Annotated in this window: 18 protein-coding genes; 12 read left to right on the plus strand and 6 right to left on the minus strand. The window is 65.5% G+C overall.

The window, feature by feature from the left end; genetic code table 11:
• Positions 1-201 precede the first annotated feature (201 nt).
• Genes D8676_RS20225 through D8676_RS20235 form a run of 3 tightly spaced genes read left to right on the plus strand, consistent with a single transcriptional unit; the run spans position 202 to position 1,139 of the window.
• Entirely contained in the window at positions 202-405 is a 204-nt protein-coding gene (locus D8676_RS20225) for a hypothetical protein (protein ID WP_121582900.1), read from the plus strand.
• A gap of 40 nt (positions 406-445) precedes the next feature.
• Complete coding sequence (locus tag D8676_RS20230; protein ID WP_121582901.1) at positions 446-769, plus strand: type II toxin-antitoxin system HigB family toxin; 324 nt, start codon at positions 446-448, stop codon at positions 767-769.
• The gene (locus D8676_RS20235; RefSeq protein ID WP_121582902.1) at positions 759-1,139 is read left to right on the plus strand and encodes a helix-turn-helix domain-containing protein; all 381 of its coding nucleotides are present in this window, start codon (positions 759-761) and stop codon (positions 1,137-1,139) included. The genes D8676_RS20230 and D8676_RS20235 overlap by 11 nt, the downstream gene beginning before the upstream one ends.
• 8 nt (positions 1,140-1,147) lie before the next feature.
• On the opposite strand, the gene dprA is transcribed toward D8676_RS20235, so the two are convergent.
• The 4 genes from dprA to D8676_RS20255 are packed head-to-tail and all read right to left on the minus strand — an operon-like array spanning position 1,148 to position 5,154.
• Positions 1,148-2,284 (minus strand): DNA-processing protein DprA, encoded by a 1,137-nt coding sequence (dprA, locus tag D8676_RS20240; protein WP_121582903.1) that lies wholly within the window; start codon positions 2,282-2,284, stop codon positions 1,148-1,150.
• 4 nt (positions 2,285-2,288) lie between these two features.
• Complete coding sequence (gene plsY / locus D8676_RS20245; protein ID WP_121582904.1) at positions 2,289-2,876, minus strand: glycerol-3-phosphate 1-O-acyltransferase PlsY; 588 nt, start codon at positions 2,874-2,876, stop codon at positions 2,289-2,291.
• Positions 2,877-2,905: 29 nt separating this feature from the next.
• Complete coding sequence (locus D8676_RS20250) at positions 2,906-4,192, minus strand: dihydroorotase (protein WP_121582905.1); 1,287 nt, start codon at positions 4,190-4,192, stop codon at positions 2,906-2,908.
• Positions 4,189-5,154 (minus strand): aspartate carbamoyltransferase catalytic subunit, encoded by a 966-nt coding sequence (locus D8676_RS20255; RefSeq protein ID WP_121582906.1) that lies wholly within the window; start codon positions 5,152-5,154, stop codon positions 4,189-4,191. Before D8676_RS20255 ends, D8676_RS20250 begins: the two co-directional genes overlap by 4 nt.
• A 169-nt stretch (positions 5,155-5,323) precedes the next feature.
• On the opposite strand from D8676_RS20255, the gene D8676_RS20260 reads away from it, so the two are divergent.
• Together D8676_RS20260 and D8676_RS20265 are read left to right on the plus strand one after the other, a co-directional pair.
• Entirely contained in the window at positions 5,324-6,952 is a 1,629-nt protein-coding gene (locus tag D8676_RS20260) for a DNA alkylation response protein (protein ID WP_121582907.1), read from the plus strand.
• Positions 6,953-7,177: 225 nt separating this feature from the next.
• Positions 7,178-7,516, plus strand: a complete 339-nt coding sequence (locus D8676_RS20265) for a DUF6105 family protein (protein ID WP_348629027.1) — start codon at positions 7,178-7,180, stop codon at positions 7,514-7,516.
• On the opposite strand, the gene ruvX is transcribed toward D8676_RS20265, so the two are convergent.
• A complete protein-coding gene (ruvX, locus tag D8676_RS20270; RefSeq protein WP_121582908.1) occupies positions 7,455-7,940 on the minus strand; it encodes a Holliday junction resolvase RuvX in 486 nt (161 codons plus the stop codon). The genes D8676_RS20265 and ruvX overlap by 62 nt on opposite strands.
• 81 nt (positions 7,941-8,021) lie before the next feature.
• Here ruvX and D8676_RS20275 point away from each other — a divergent pair, with 81 nt between their 5' ends.
• From D8676_RS20275 to D8676_RS20305, 7 genes are all read left to right on the plus strand, one after another.
• Complete coding sequence (locus D8676_RS20275) at positions 8,022-8,726, plus strand: metal-dependent hydrolase (protein WP_121582909.1); 705 nt, start codon at positions 8,022-8,024, stop codon at positions 8,724-8,726.
• Positions 8,727-8,824: 98 nt separating this feature from the next.
• Positions 8,825-9,106 (plus strand): PepSY domain-containing protein, encoded by a 282-nt coding sequence (locus D8676_RS20280; protein WP_121582910.1) that lies wholly within the window; start codon positions 8,825-8,827, stop codon positions 9,104-9,106.
• A gap of 130 nt (positions 9,107-9,236) precedes the next feature.
• On the plus strand, positions 9,237-9,620 hold the full coding sequence (locus tag D8676_RS20285; protein ID WP_245426949.1) for a VOC family protein: 384 nt from the start codon (positions 9,237-9,239) through the stop codon (positions 9,618-9,620).
• Between the two features lie 151 nt (positions 9,621-9,771).
• On the plus strand, positions 9,772-10,059 hold the full coding sequence (gene gatC / locus D8676_RS20290; protein WP_121582912.1) for an Asp-tRNA(Asn)/Glu-tRNA(Gln) amidotransferase subunit GatC: 288 nt from the start codon (positions 9,772-9,774) through the stop codon (positions 10,057-10,059).
• Between the two features lie 3 nt (positions 10,060-10,062).
• The gene (locus tag D8676_RS20295; protein ID WP_121582913.1) at positions 10,063-10,533 is read left to right on the plus strand and encodes a GNAT family N-acetyltransferase; all 471 of its coding nucleotides are present in this window, start codon (positions 10,063-10,065) and stop codon (positions 10,531-10,533) included.
• Positions 10,530-12,011, plus strand: coding sequence for an Asp-tRNA(Asn)/Glu-tRNA(Gln) amidotransferase subunit GatA (gene gatA / locus D8676_RS20300; RefSeq protein WP_121582914.1), 1,482 nt, complete (start codon positions 10,530-10,532; stop codon positions 12,009-12,011). The genes D8676_RS20295 and gatA overlap by 4 nt, the downstream gene beginning before the upstream one ends.
• Before the next feature lie 114 nt (positions 12,012-12,125).
• Positions 12,126-12,923, plus strand: coding sequence for a YdcF family protein (locus tag D8676_RS20305; protein WP_121582915.1), 798 nt, complete (start codon positions 12,126-12,128; stop codon positions 12,921-12,923).
• 54 nt (positions 12,924-12,977) lie between these two features.
• On the opposite strand, the gene D8676_RS20310 is transcribed toward D8676_RS20305, so the two are convergent.
• Positions 12,978-13,667 carry a DUF599 family protein gene (locus tag D8676_RS20310; protein ID WP_245426952.1) on the minus strand — a complete coding sequence of 230 codons (690 nt, stop codon included), beginning with the start codon at positions 13,665-13,667 and terminating at the stop codon, positions 12,978-12,980.
• Between the last annotated feature and the right edge of the window lie 114 nt (positions 13,668-13,781).

Consider the following 13,781-nt stretch of genomic DNA (forward strand, 5'->3'; position numbering starts at 1 on the left):
CAAGTCCGCGGGCCGAAAATCACGGATCGCACGACCCTGTGCAACTTTTGCGCTAGGGAAAAATTCCTTGCAACCTGTAGTAAATATGCTAGTGATATTCATGGGAAGAGACTGTCGCGAACAACCGCAAAATATTCCAGAGACTGAACGATGGCCTCGCGCATATGAACTGCGCCTGGGGTGGCAATGGAGTCTTGCACGATGCATGCCCTGCCCAGCAGAAAGCGTACGGAAACGCTCGATTACATGCAGTCGATGCTGGCACAGCTGCGCAGCATGGCGGAAGCCGAGCGCTGCGAGATGCTCGCCTACCTGATCGAAATGGCCTACCTCGAAGCAAGCGACCTCCTCAATGGCGAGCGCCGCTCACGGGGTGCCGAGCAAAAGCGAAACAGCTCGGCTTGAGCGACTTGCTCCCATTATGGGAGCGTGATATTATCTGGTAATGCGGATAATCGCCCGGCGAACTCTGCGCGTCTTCGTAGATAAACTTGCCGGCCGAAAGGACCAGCGTGCTGTCCGTGCCGCGGTTGATGCATGGTATGCTGAAGTAAGCAGGGCGGCCTGGCGCAATTCCACTGACGTGAAGCGACTGTATGCTACGGCCAGCATCGTCGGCGCTGACAGGATCGTCTTCAATATCAAAGGCAACGATTACCGACTTGTGGTGTCTGTCGACTATGAAAAGGCGATTGTCTGGATCAAGTGGATAGGAACCCACCTGCAGTACGATCGGATCGACGTAGCGGAGATCGAGCATGAAAAATGACCTGAAGCCGATCCGGACCGAGGCCGATCATGAGCGCGCGATGGCAGAAGTCGAACGGCTCTGGGGCGCAAAAAGCGGAACGCCGGAAGGAGATCGGCTCGACGTTCTGGTGACGCTCATAGAGGCCTATGAGGAGAAGCTCTACGTCTTCGATCCTCCCGATCCGATCGAAGCTATCCAGTTCCGGATGGAACAGCTTGGCCTGACTCGCAAGGATTTGGAGCCATACATCGGATCGCGTGCACGCGTTGCGGAGGTGATGAACAGGAAACGAGGGCTTTCGATCGAAATGATCCGGCGCCTCAACGAAGGCCTGGGTATTTCGGGAGACATCCTCATCCGCTCAACCCGGCAGGACAAAGCCGCCTGATTTCGAACCTACGCATCACCGAGCAGAAGCGAAACAGCTCCGCCTGAGTGGCGTTCGAGCCGGCCGGCGAGGTCGAGTTCCAAAAGAATCATGAAGACCTGCGCCGGATGGAGGCCGGTGTGGCGGATGATCTCGTCGACGCCGACGGGCGTCGGCCCCAGCGCCTCGATGACGCGCTCGCGGTCGCCGTCCTGGGGGGGCGGTGTGGAGCCGAAATCGGGCGGCTCGTCGAGCTTAGGGGGAAGCTGGATCGCGGCGCCCGTCAGCGGCGCGATGGCCTCGATGATGTCGGTCGCCTCCGTGACGAGGGTTGCGCCTTCCTTGAGCAGGCCGTTGGCGCCGGCAGCGCGCGGATCGAGAGGCGAGCCGGGCACGGCGAAGACCAGCCTGCCCATCTCGCTGGCGAGGCGCGCGCTGATCAGCGAGCCGGATTTCTTCGCCGCCTCGACCACCACAAGGCCGAGGGAAAGGCCGGCGATGATGCGGTTGCGGCGCGGGAAATCCTGCGGGCGGGGTTCCCAGCCGAACGGCATTTCGGAGACGGCCGCGCCGCTGCCCGAAATGATTTCCTCGAGAAGGCCGATGTTTTCGGGCGGATAGGGCCTATCGAGGCCTCCGGCCAGGACCGCGACCGTGCCGGTTGACAGGCTGCCTTCATGGGCGGCCGTGTCGATGCCGCGCGCAAGGCCCGAGACGACGCCGTAGCCCTGGCGGCCGAGCTCGCCGGCCAGCATGCGCGCCATCTTTATCCCGGCGAGCGAGGCATTGCGCGCGCCGACGATGGCGACCGGCGGCAGCGCAAACACCGAGGGCGTGCCCTTGACCGCCAGCAGGGGCGGCGGGTGGTCCATGCGCTTGAGCAGCGGCGGATAGTCCGGCTCGCCTATGCCGACGAACTGCGCGCCGTGCTTCGCGGCAGCCGCAATTTCGGCCTCGGCTTCGCCCACGGAAGGGATGCGCATGGCGCGTCCGGCGCCGCCGGCTATCGCCAGCTCCGGCAGGATCTCCAGCGCCGCCTCGGCCGAGCCGAAGCGGTTGATCAGGTCGCGGAAGGTCGCCGGGCCGACATTCGGGGTGCGGATGAGGCGCAGCCAGTTGAGCCGTTGCCGGTCGCTGAGGCGAGGGGCAGCGGCCGGCTTGTTCACCGCATCAGCCCTTCGCCCCGATCTTGCCTTCGCTGCCGGCAAGGAGCCGCGAGATGTTGGCCCGGTGCTTTATGAAGACGATGATGCTCAAGACCGCAAAGAGGACGGCGAGGTCGAGCTGGCCCCAGAACCAGAGCGCGACCGGCGTGACGACGCAGGCGATGAGCGCCGAGAGCGACGAGTAGCGGAAAGCGACCGCGACCGCGATCCAGATGGCGAGGAAGAGCAGCGCCGCCTGCCACATCAGGCCGAACAGCACGCCGATATAGGTGGCGACGCCCTTGCCGCCCTTGAAGCGCAGCCAGACCGGGAAGAGATGGCCGAGGAAGGCGCCGAGGCCGGCGGCGATGGCGGCCTCGGTGCCGTAGTGGGCGGCGACCAGCACGGCCGCCGTGCCCTTCATCGCATCGAGGACCAGGGTCGCGGCGGCCAGGCCCTTGTTGCCTGTCCTCAGCACATTGGTCGCGCCGATATTGCCCGAACCGATGCTGCGCACGTCGCCGAGGCCCGCCGCGCGCGTGAGCACCAGGCCGAAGGGGATGGAGCCCAGAAGATAGCCGAAAACCAGCGCGATCAGCGTCGCGTAGGACATGAGACCTCCCCGGCGGGCTTGCTGCCGCCTTACGACGAAAAGACTGTGCGGCCCGCGACCATGGTTTGCAAGACCCGGCCCTGCATCCGGGCGCCCTCGAAGCAGGTGTTCTTGGAGCGCGAGCGTATGTCGGCCTCGTTGACGACCCAGGGTTCGTCGAGGTCGACGACGGCGAGGTCGGCCGGCGCGCCGGGCGAAAGCCGTCCGCCGGGCAGGCCGAAGAGTTTTGCCGGGGCGGTGGAAAGAACCTCGACCAGCCTGAGCAGGGGCAGATCGCCATTGTGATAGAGGCGCAGCGCCGCGCCGAGCAGCGTTTCCAGACCGATGGCGCCGACAGCGGCGTCGGCGAAGGGCAGCCGCTTGGTGTCGACGTCCTGCGGGTCGTGCGAGGAGACGATGACGTCGATGGAGCCGTCCTTGACGGCCTCGATCATGGCGAGCCGGTCGTCCTCGGCGCGCAGCGGCGGCGAGAGGCGGAAGAAGGTGCGGTATTCGCCGACGTCGTTCTCGTTGAGGGAGAGGTTGTTGATCGAGACGCCGGCGGTGACATTGGCGCCGTCCGCCTTGGCGCGGGCGATCGCCGCGGCCGACATCGCCGTCGAAATCTTGGCCGCGTGGTAGTTGCCGCGGGTCAGGCGCGCAAGCATCAGGTCGCGCTCGAGCGGGATCGCCTCGGCCTCGCGCGGAATGCCCGACAGTCCGAGCCAGCTTGCGTAGAGGCCTTCGTTCATCACGCCGGAGGCCGACAGCTCCGCGTCCTGCGTCTCATGCGCGATGACAGCGCCGAAGTCGCGCGCATAGGTGAGCGCGCGGCGCATCAGCGCCGAGCTGGCGATGGTGTTGCGGCCGTCGGTGAAGCCGACAGCGCCCGCCTCGCGCAAAAGGCCGAACTCGGTCATCTCGTGGCCTTCGAGGTTCTTGCTGATCGCGGCGGCCGGATAGACATGCACCGACGCGGTGTCGCGCGCGGCGCGCAGCACGTGCTCGACCAGCGCGATGTCGTCGATGATCGGGTCGGTGTCGGGCATCATGACGATCGAGGTGACGCCGCCCGCGGCAGCCGCCTGGCTCGCCGAGTGAATGGTCTCGCGGTGCTCGGCGCCTGGCTCGCCGATGAAGACGCGTGAATCCACGAGGCCCGGGATAATCGCCTTGCCTGTGCAGTCGATGACAGTGGCGCCTTCGGGCGCGCCCTGGTTATGGGCGGAAGCGCCGGCGGCGGCGATCTTCTTGCCCTCGACGACGACGCTGCCGGTCTCGTCGATGCCGCGCGAGGGGTCGACGATGCGTGCGTTCTGGAAGACGGTGACGGTCATTTCGCGCCTCCGTCCGGATTGCGGCGCGGATCGAGCAGCGCCTCCATCACCGCCATGCGCACGGCGACGCCCATCTCCACCTGCTCCTGGATGACGCTTTGCGGGCCGTCAGCGATTTCGGAGGCGATCTCGACGCCACGATTCATCGGGCCGGGGTGCATAACGAGCGCGTCGTCCTTGGCGGCTTTCAGCTTCTCCGCGTCGAGGCCGAAATAGCGGAAATACTCGCGCACCGAAGGGACGAAGGCGCCGGCCATGCGCTCGCGCTGCAGGCGCAGCATCATGACGACGTCGGCATCCTTGAGGCCCTCGGCCATGGTCTTGGCGACGATGACGCCCATGCGTTCGATGCCGGAGGGGAGCAGCGTCGAGGGCGCGACGACGCGCACCTGGGCGCCGAGCGCGTTCAGGAGCATGATGTTCGAGCGGGCGACGCGCGAATGCAGGATATCGCCGCAGATCGCGACGATCAGCTTCGACAGCGGTCCCTTGGCGCGGCGGATGGTGAGCGCGTCGAGCAGCGCCTGGGTCGGGTGTTCGTGGGCGCCGTCGCCGGCATTGACCACCGAACAGGCGACTTTCTGCGCCAGCAGCGCGGCGGCGCCGGCAGCCTGGTGGCGGATGATCAGTATGTCCGGCCGCATGGCGTTCAGCGTCATGGCGGTATCGATGAGGGTCTCGCCCTTCTTCACCGAGGAACTGGCGACGGACATGTTCATGACGTCGGCGCCGAGCCGTTTCCCGGCGAGTTCGAAGGACGACTGCGTGCGCGTCGAGGCTTCGTAGAAGAGGTTGATCTGGGTCCGCCCGCGCAGCGTCGAGGTCTTTTTCTCCGGCTGGCGTGAAATGGAGACGGCCGCATCGGCGCGGTCGAGCAGCATTTCTATGTCAGGGGGGGACAGGTCGCGTATGCCAAGCAAATGGCGGTGCGGGAAGAGCGGCGGAGGGGGCGCTTCAGTCATCTCAAGGCGCTGCTATAGGCGGGCAGTCGCCTGCTCGCAAGCCGGAGAGCTTTGGATTGAAAGGCTTCTCCCCGGTATTTTGGTCGCGCGTTAACGATCGCTTCGGCTATATAAAGCCGGCAAGGGCCAGCCGGATTCGGTGGCCGGCTGACAGCAACAAGGACAGCGCGTGGTCGACGAGGTAACCAACCAGACGCCGCCGATCACCGGCGGCAACGCCTGGCGCGGCGATCCGCTGCTTATCCAGATCGCCGAGGATTTCGCCGCGCCGGTGCGCAAGGACCTCGACAATCTCGGCCGCTTCGTGCTCAGCCAGGAAGCGCACGAGACGGCGCGGCTCGCCAATGTCGAGCCGCCGGTGCTGAGGACGCACGACCGGCAGGGCAGGCGGATCGACACGGTCGATTTCCATCCGGCCTATCACGCGCTGATGCGCCGCTCGGTGGCGAGCGGCCTGCATTCCTCGATATGGGAGAACGGCGCGGCCGAGACGGGCCGGCGCCACCAGGTGAGGGCGGCGCGCTTCTATCTGTCGGCGCAACTCGAGACCGGGCATCTTTGCCCGATCACCATGACGAGCGCCTCGCTCGCCGCGCTGATGGCGAGCCCGAAACTGTTCCGCGAGTGGGCGCCGCGCGTCACTACCCGCAAATACGACCAGAGCAGCAAGCCGCCGATCGAGAAGACCGGGCTTACGCTCGGCATGGGGATGACCGAGAAGCAGGGCGGCACCGACCTGCGCGCCAACACGACGAGGGCGGAGCGCGCGAGCCGCGACTTCCATCGCCTCAACGGCCACAAATGGTTCATGTCGGCGCCGATGTCGGACGCCTTCCTGATGCTGGCGCAGGCGAGCGAGGGGCTCTCCTGCTTCCTAGTGCCGCGCGTGCTGGGCGACGGCAGCGGCAACGGCATCCATTTCCAGCGGCTGAAGGACAAGCTCGGCAACCGCTCCAACGCATCCTCCGAGGTCGAACTCGTCAACGCCATCGGCCAGATGATCGGCGAGCCCGGCGCCGGCATCAAGACGATCATGGACATGGTGACGCTGACCAGGCTCGACTGCGCCGTCGCCTCGTCCGGGCTGATGCGGGCAGGGCTGGCGGAAGCCATCCACCACACGCGCCACCGCGAGGTGTTCGGCAAGAAGCTGGTCGACCAGCCGCTGATGCAGCGCGTGCTCGCCGACATGGCGCTCGACGTCGCTGGCGCCTCGGCGCTGTCCTTCCGGCTGGCGCGCTCCTTCGACGAGGCGGCGAGCAGCCAGCGCGAGGCGTCCTTCGCGCGGGCGATGACCCCGGTGGTGAAATACTGGGTGTGCAAGATCGCGCCGGCGCTGCTCTACGAGGCGATGGAGTGCCTGGGCGGCAACGGCTATGTCGAGGAGATGCCGCTCGCCCGCTACTACCGCGAGGCGCCGGTCAACGCGATCTGGGAAGGTTCCGGCAACGTCATGGCGCTCGACGTGCTGCGCGTGCTCGGCCGGGCGCCCGGCCTGTTCGACGAGGTGCTGGCCGGCATCGAGAAGGATCTCGGCGCCGGGGGACCGGGCACGGTCGCCGTGCTGAAAGCCGCCATGCAGGTCGCCAGCTCCGACGAGGGTTCGGCCAGGATCCTCACCGAGCAACTGGCGCTGTCGGCGGCCGCCGCCGAGCTGAAGCGCATGGGGGCGGGGCGGATCGCCGATGCCTTCATCGAGACCCGGCTCGCCGGCCAGTGGCGCACCACCTACGGCATGATCGACGCGCGCCACGATGCGCGGCTGATCATCGACACGCTGTACCCGCCGGCAAACTGAAGAATCGCGCAGATCCACGTCGTTGAGGGCCGTCAAGCGGACAAGTCGATCGTCCACGGCAACTTTTTGTTAACCTTAACAAATGGTTTACATTGCATCCCGTTTTGGCGAGGACCACTCTCCAGACAGCGAAGGGATTCTCATGCGGCCTGTGTCGAACAGCTTGATAGCCAGAGAAGCCGTGGCGCCGAACGGAAACGCGAGCGCAGCGGGAGGTATATCCTGATGCGCTGGGTCTTCGCAGCCTGGGCCCTGCCGATGGGCATCTTCTGGGGCTGGTACTTCCTGTCGCTCAACGACATGAATTTCGGCTACGTCATGCTGACCAGGCAGGTGCACGACCTGTTCTTCCAGCTGTACGGCGATGCGCTCGGCATCGAACCGTCGACGATCCCCCTGCTCGTCGCCAAGGCCTGCATCCTCGATACGCTGCTCATCCTGGCGATCTGGGCGTTCCGTCGCCGCAAGGCGATCGCGGGGTGGCTCGCGCCGCGCACCGGCGCTATTTCGGAGCGGACGCTTCGCCGAGTGCGTGAAGCCGGTCGAGCACGCCCTGCAGGATGAAGGCGGCCGCCGCCGAATCGATCTTGCCGGCGCGTTTCTTCCGGGAAAAATCCATCTCGATCAGCGTGCGTTCCGCCGCCACCGTCGACAGCCGTTCGTCCCAGAAGACGAAGGGCAGATCGGTGAGCTTCGCCATGTTGCGCACGAAAGCGCGGGACGCCTGGGCGCGCGGACCTTCGGAGCCGTCCATGTTGACGGGCAGGCCCATCGCCACCGCGCCTACGTTCTCGCGTGTCAGCAGATCCAGCAGGACCGCTGCATCGATGGAGAACTTCTTGCGCAGGATGACCGGCCGCGGATGCGCGAAGGAAAGGCCGCGGTCCGACACCGCGACGCCGATCGTCTTCTCGCCGAGGTCCAGCCCGGCGAGCGTCTTGCCGCCTTCCAGCGCGGCCGCTACATCGTCTATGGCAATGACTGGCAAGGGTCTTCCTTTGACACGGATCGCCTGCGTTCTATCCTTTTAAGGCGTGACGCTCCAGCCGCAGAAATCAGGGAGAATTCGATGAAACTGACTTGGTACGGGCAGTCGGCGTTTCGCGTCGACGTCAAAGGCGCCTCGATCCTGATCGATCCGTTCCTCGACAGTCCGCTCTGGAACCAGGGCTGGGAGGGCCCGGCGGAAGGCGTAACCCATGTGCTCCTGACGCATGGCCACAACGACCATATCGGCAACTCGGCGGCCATCCTGAAGGCGACGGGGGCGCAACTGGTCGCCAATTTCGAGATCTGCATGTATCTCGTCGGCCAAGGCGTATCGCCGGAGAAGATCAATCCGGGAAACACCGGCGGCACCGTCGATTGCGGGGGCTTCACCACGACCTTCGTGCAGGCGCTGCATTCCTCGTCCTTCAACAATGGCGACGGTTCGAACGTCTATCTCGGCAATCCGCTCGGCCTGGTGCTGCATTTCCCCGAGGACAAGACGCTCTACCACATGGGCGACACCGACATCTTCTCCGACATGGCGCTGATCAACGAGCTGCACCAGCCGCAGGTGGGGCTGGTGCCGATCGGCGACCGCTTCACCATGGGCGGTGCAGTGGCCGCGCTCGCCTGCCGCCGCTTCTTCAACTTCGAGACCGTGGTTCCCTGTCACTACAAGACCTTCGGTCTGCTCGACCAGACGGCCGACAAGTTCGTGGAGGGCATGGAAGGCTCAGGCGCCAAAGTGGTCGTGCCGGATCTGGGGAAGGCTGTCGAATTGTAGCGGTGGGGCAGGGCGCCCCCCGCGCCGCCCTGGGCCGTCCTGGAACCGCGATGTCGATTTCCCGTTCTTCTGTCGCGTTCCGCGAAAGGAAAACATCGATGTCCCGCAACACAATCCTTGCTGCTACCGCCTGCACGTTCCTGATGCTTGGCGGGGCAGTCCAGGCGCAGACAAAGCCGCCGTCCGTTCCGCCGGAAAAAGCCATCAAGCTTTCCGAGATCATCGCCAAGGTCGAGCAAAGGGAGAGCTTTCGGTACGTCAGCGATATCGAGTGGGACAGCGAAGGCACCTACAACATCACCTACTACACGTCCGACAACGCCAAGGTCGAACTCAAGATCGACGCCGCGACAGGCCAGGCCAAGTCCTGGGAGCCGTAACCGCGCTGTCTGCGGTGACGCGGACGGTTGCGTTCGGCCACGCCGAGCGGTTACGGAAACGACGCTTGAGCATCCTGACAGGTTTGGGAAAGCGCCTGCGTTTTTGAACGACGCGATGGAGGGGATACCGATGAGCGATGTCGTCATAAGACCGGCTGTCCCGATCCTGTTCGTCCGCGACGTGCCGGCGAGCGCCGGCTTCTTCAAGGAGAAGCTGGGCTTCGCGATAGACTTCCTGCACGGCGACCCGCCGTTCTACGGTTCGGTCTCGCGTGGCGAGGCGTGCCTGCATCTGCGCTGCGTTCATGAGCCGAACTTCGCCGAACTCGCAGCGCGGGAGGTGTCGCTGATCCTCGCCACGATCGAGGTCTCGGATGTCCGGGCGCTGTTCGAGGAATTCAGGCAACGCGGCGTCGCGTTCGCGCAGACGCCGACGAAAAAGGAATGGGGCGGAACGGATTTTCACGTCCGCGACACCGACGGGAACGTCTTTTCCTTCGTCACATATGAATGACCGCAGGACCGCCGGTCCGCCATCATTCATATGAATTTGATCTCTTGGGGCGCGCATACGGGGCGTTGCGCTCAGCATCTCTGTTGCGCCGCACGCTTCGCCTCGCTATAGCCCGGACACCCTGTTCCAGCCGGTTTGCCGGAGTTTTCGCATGTCCGTCGATATCGCCACAGTGAAGCGCGTCGCGCACCTTGCCCGCATCGCGGTCAGCGAGGAGGACGCCGCGCGCATGACCGGCGAGCTGAACACCATCCTCGGCTTCGTCGAGCAGTTGAACGAGGTCGACGTCACCGGCGTCGAGCCGATGACCTCCGTCATCCCGATGGAGATGAAGGAGCGCCAGGACGCCGTCACCGACGGCAACAAGGCCGCCGACATCGTCGCCAACGCGCCGGCGACCGACCAGAATTTCTTCCTCGTGCCGAAGGTGGTGGAGTAGGCCGTGGCGATCACGATCGCGGAAGAGACGCCCCTGCAGGACGACGTTCGCGCCATGGTCGCCGACCTCAACGCGACGATGATCCCGCTCACGCCGCGCGAGTTCCAGTTCCAGCTCACCGTCGAGCAGATGGCCGATCCGTCGATCACCGTGTTCGTCGCGCGCGACGAGGGCGGACGCCATGTCGGCATGGGCTCGCTCAAGGATCACGGCGGCGGGCTCGGCGAGGTGAAACGCATGTTCACGCTGCCGGAAGTCAGGGGCAGACGCGTCGGCTCGCTCCTCCTCCAGCGCATCGAAAGGCTGGCGCGCGAAAAGGGGATTTCGCGGCTGGTGCTCGAAACCGGCGAGGCCGTGGGCTTCGAGCCGGCCTACAGGGTTTACGAGCGCGGCGGCTTCACTGTCTGCGGCGCAGTGCTCGACTACCCGGACTCGGGATTTTCGCGCTTTTACGAAAAGAAGATTTCTGCATGAGCGACCTGACCAGACTGACGATTGCCGACGCCAGGAAAAAACTGCGCGCCAAGGAGATCAAGGCGGCCGAGATCACCGACGCCTATCTGGCCGCGATCGAGCGCGCCAACCCGGCTCTGAACGCCTATATCGAGGTGACGCCGGAGAAGGCGCGCACGATGGCGGCGGCGTCCGATGCGAAGCTCGCCAAGGGCGAGGGCGGGGCACTGGAAGGCATTCCGCTCGGCATCAAGGATCTGTTCGCCACCGAGGGCGTGCACACGCAGGCCTGCAGCCATGTGCTCGACGGCTTCAAGCCGCGCTATGAATCGACGGTGACGTCCAACCTCTGGGCCGACGGCGCGGTGATGCTCGGCAAGCTCAACATGGACGAGTTCGCCATGGGCTCGTCCAACGAGACGTCGCATTACGGGCCGGTGATAAACCCCTGGCGCGCCAATGGCAGCAATGCCGACCTGGTGCCCGGCGGCTCGTCGGGCGGTTCGGCGGCGTCCGTGGCAGCGTTCCTCTGCGCCGGCGCGACCGCGACCGACACCGGCGGCTCGATCCGCCAGCCGGCGGCCTTCACCGGCACGGTCGGCATCAAGCCGACCTATGGCCGCTGCTCGCGCTGGGGCATCGTCGCCTTCGCCTCGTCGCTCGACCAGGCCGGCCCGATCGCGCGCGACGTGCGCGACGCCGCGATCCTGCTCAAATCGATGGCGTCGGTCGATCCCAAGGACACCACCTCGGTCGACCGGCCGGTGCCGGACTACGAGGCGGCGCTCGGCCGCTCGGTCAAGGGCATGAAGGTCGGCATCCCGAAGGAGTATCGCGTCGACGGCATGCCGGAGGAGATCGAGGCGCTCTGGCAGAAGGGCATCGCCTGGCTGAAGGATGCCGGCGCCGAGATCGTCGACATCTCGCTGCCGCACACCAAATACGCGCTGCCGGCCTATTACATCGTGGCGCCGGCCGAGGCCTCGTCCAACCTCGCCCGCTATGACGGCGTGCGCTACGGCCTGCGGGTGCCGGGCAAGGACATCATCGAGATGTACGAGAACACGCGCGCCGCCGGCTTCGGCCGCGAGGTCAAGCGCCGCATCATGATCGGCACCTATGTGCTGTCGGCCGGTTATTACGACGCCTACTACCTGCAGGCGCAGAAGGTGAGGAACCTGATCAAGCGCGACTTCGAAAAGGTGTTCGACGCGGGCGTCGACGTCATCCTGACGCCGGCGACCCCGTCGGCCGCCTTCGGTGTCGCCGACCAGGACATGGCCGCCGATCCGGTCAAGATGTATCTAAACGACATCTTCACGGTGACGGTGAACATGGCCGGACTGCCGGGCATCGCGGTGCCGGCCGGGCTCGACGCCAAGGGGCTGCCGCTCGGGCTGCAGCTCATCGGCAAGCCGTTCGAGGAGGAGACGCTGTTCCAGACCGGGCACGTCATCGAGCAGGCCGCCGGGCGCTTCGCGCCGGAAAAGTGGTGGTGACGCCGCTGGTTATGCGGCCCGGCCGGTGAAACACCAAGGCGGCTGAGGACAAGAGCCGGGGCCGGTTGTCTGGCGGGCAGAGTTTGGTAGGGTCGGCAAGCGGCGGAGTTCTTCTTGTTTTTCTATCTCTCCAAAATCTTCTGGTTCCTGGCCCAGCCGCTCAACCTGGCGATCTTCCTGCTCGCCTTCTCGCTGCTTGTCGCGCTGTTCGGCTGGCGCAAGCTCGGCGGCGTCTCCGCGTTCCTCTCCCTGCTGATCCTCGCTCTGTCGGCATGGACCTCGCTCGGCGCGCTGATGCTCAATCCGCTGGAGGAGCGTTTTCCGCGCCCGCCGGCGCCGGACAAGGTCGCCGGCATCATCGTGCTCGGCGGTGGTTTCGAGGGTGCGATCAACCTCGCGCGCGGCGGCTATGACGTGAACAGCGGTGGCGACCGCTTCATCGAGGCGGCGGTGCTGGCGCGCCGCTATCCGGACGCCAAGATCGTGGTTTCGGGCGGCACCGGTACGCTGGTGCTGGACGGCGAGGGGGATGCCGACACCGCGTCGAAGCTGTTTACGGCGCTCGGCATACCGGAGAGCCGGCTCGTGCTCGAGAAGGAATCGCGCAACACCTACGAGAATGTCGAGAACATCCGGCGGCTGGTGATGCCCGGCAAGGACGAGACCTGGCTGCTGGTGACGTCGGCGTTCCACATGCCGCGTTCGGTCGGCCTGTTCCGCAAGGCGGCGTTCCCGGTGGTGCCCTGGCCGGTCGACTACCGCACCTCGGGCCAGGAGGGCGTCGGCGTGATGCGCGACAACCCGGCCGATTCCCTGCAGACGACGACGATGGCGATCCGCGAATGGTTCGGGCTGGTCGCCTACAAGTTCGTCGGACGGATCGATTCCGTCTTCCCGGGCCCGAACGACTAGTTCCCGTCCGCCGCAATTCCGGACGGAAAACCGGGTCCCGCTTTTCTGGAACTGCTAGCCGTCGAGCACGGCGCGGCGCGCCGCCGAGAAGAACTGGCGGCGCACAAGCACGGCGAGGATCAGCAGCGTGGTCAGCGCGAAGACGGCAGGGCCGACGAACCAGCCGAGATAGCCGATCGAGAAGAAGATCATGCGCAGGCCGGCGTTGAAATGCTTGCCGGCCAGCACGTTCATCCTGGCGGCGCGCTGGACCGCCTTTTCCGTCTCTTCCGCGTGGCCGGGCTCGTCCTTCTGCACCGGCACGGCGCCGATCAGGATCGAGCAGTAGTTGAACAGCCGGTAGGACCAGCCGAACTTGAAGAAGGAATAGGCGAGCAGCAGGATCAGGCCGATCACCTTGACCTCGAAGACCGGCCGCGCCGCTGCGGCGTTGGACAGTGGCAGGTCGGAAAGCACGTTGAGCACGCGGTCGCTCGATCCGATGAGGGCGAAGCAGCCGCCGATGGCGATCAGCGAGCTCGAGCCGAAGAAGGCGGTGCCCTGCTGCAGGCCGAGCATGATCGAGGTGTCGATCATACGCAGGTCGCGCCGCGCCATGGTGCGCATCCAGGTCTCGCGCTGCCTGTTCATGGCAGACGAGAGGGAGACGCGGTTGAAAAGCCTCCCGTCAGTCGCCAGCGAGTGAAACGCCCAGACGACGAGGAAGAAAGCCAGAGCGGCGAGATCGGCGGTGGACAGGGGCATGCGGCAACCCGTTTCTTGCATCCGGTCGGGGCACTATATACGCAATGTCGCTGGCGGATCATCCGAAGTCGGCGGACGTGAAGCCCGGCCTTGAAAAAGGCCCGAAACAGCCTC

It is taken from the genome of Mesorhizobium sp. YM1C-6-2 (genome assembly GCF_003666685.1).
Taxonomy (GTDB): Bacteria; Pseudomonadota; Alphaproteobacteria; order Rhizobiales; family Rhizobiaceae; genus Mesorhizobium_K.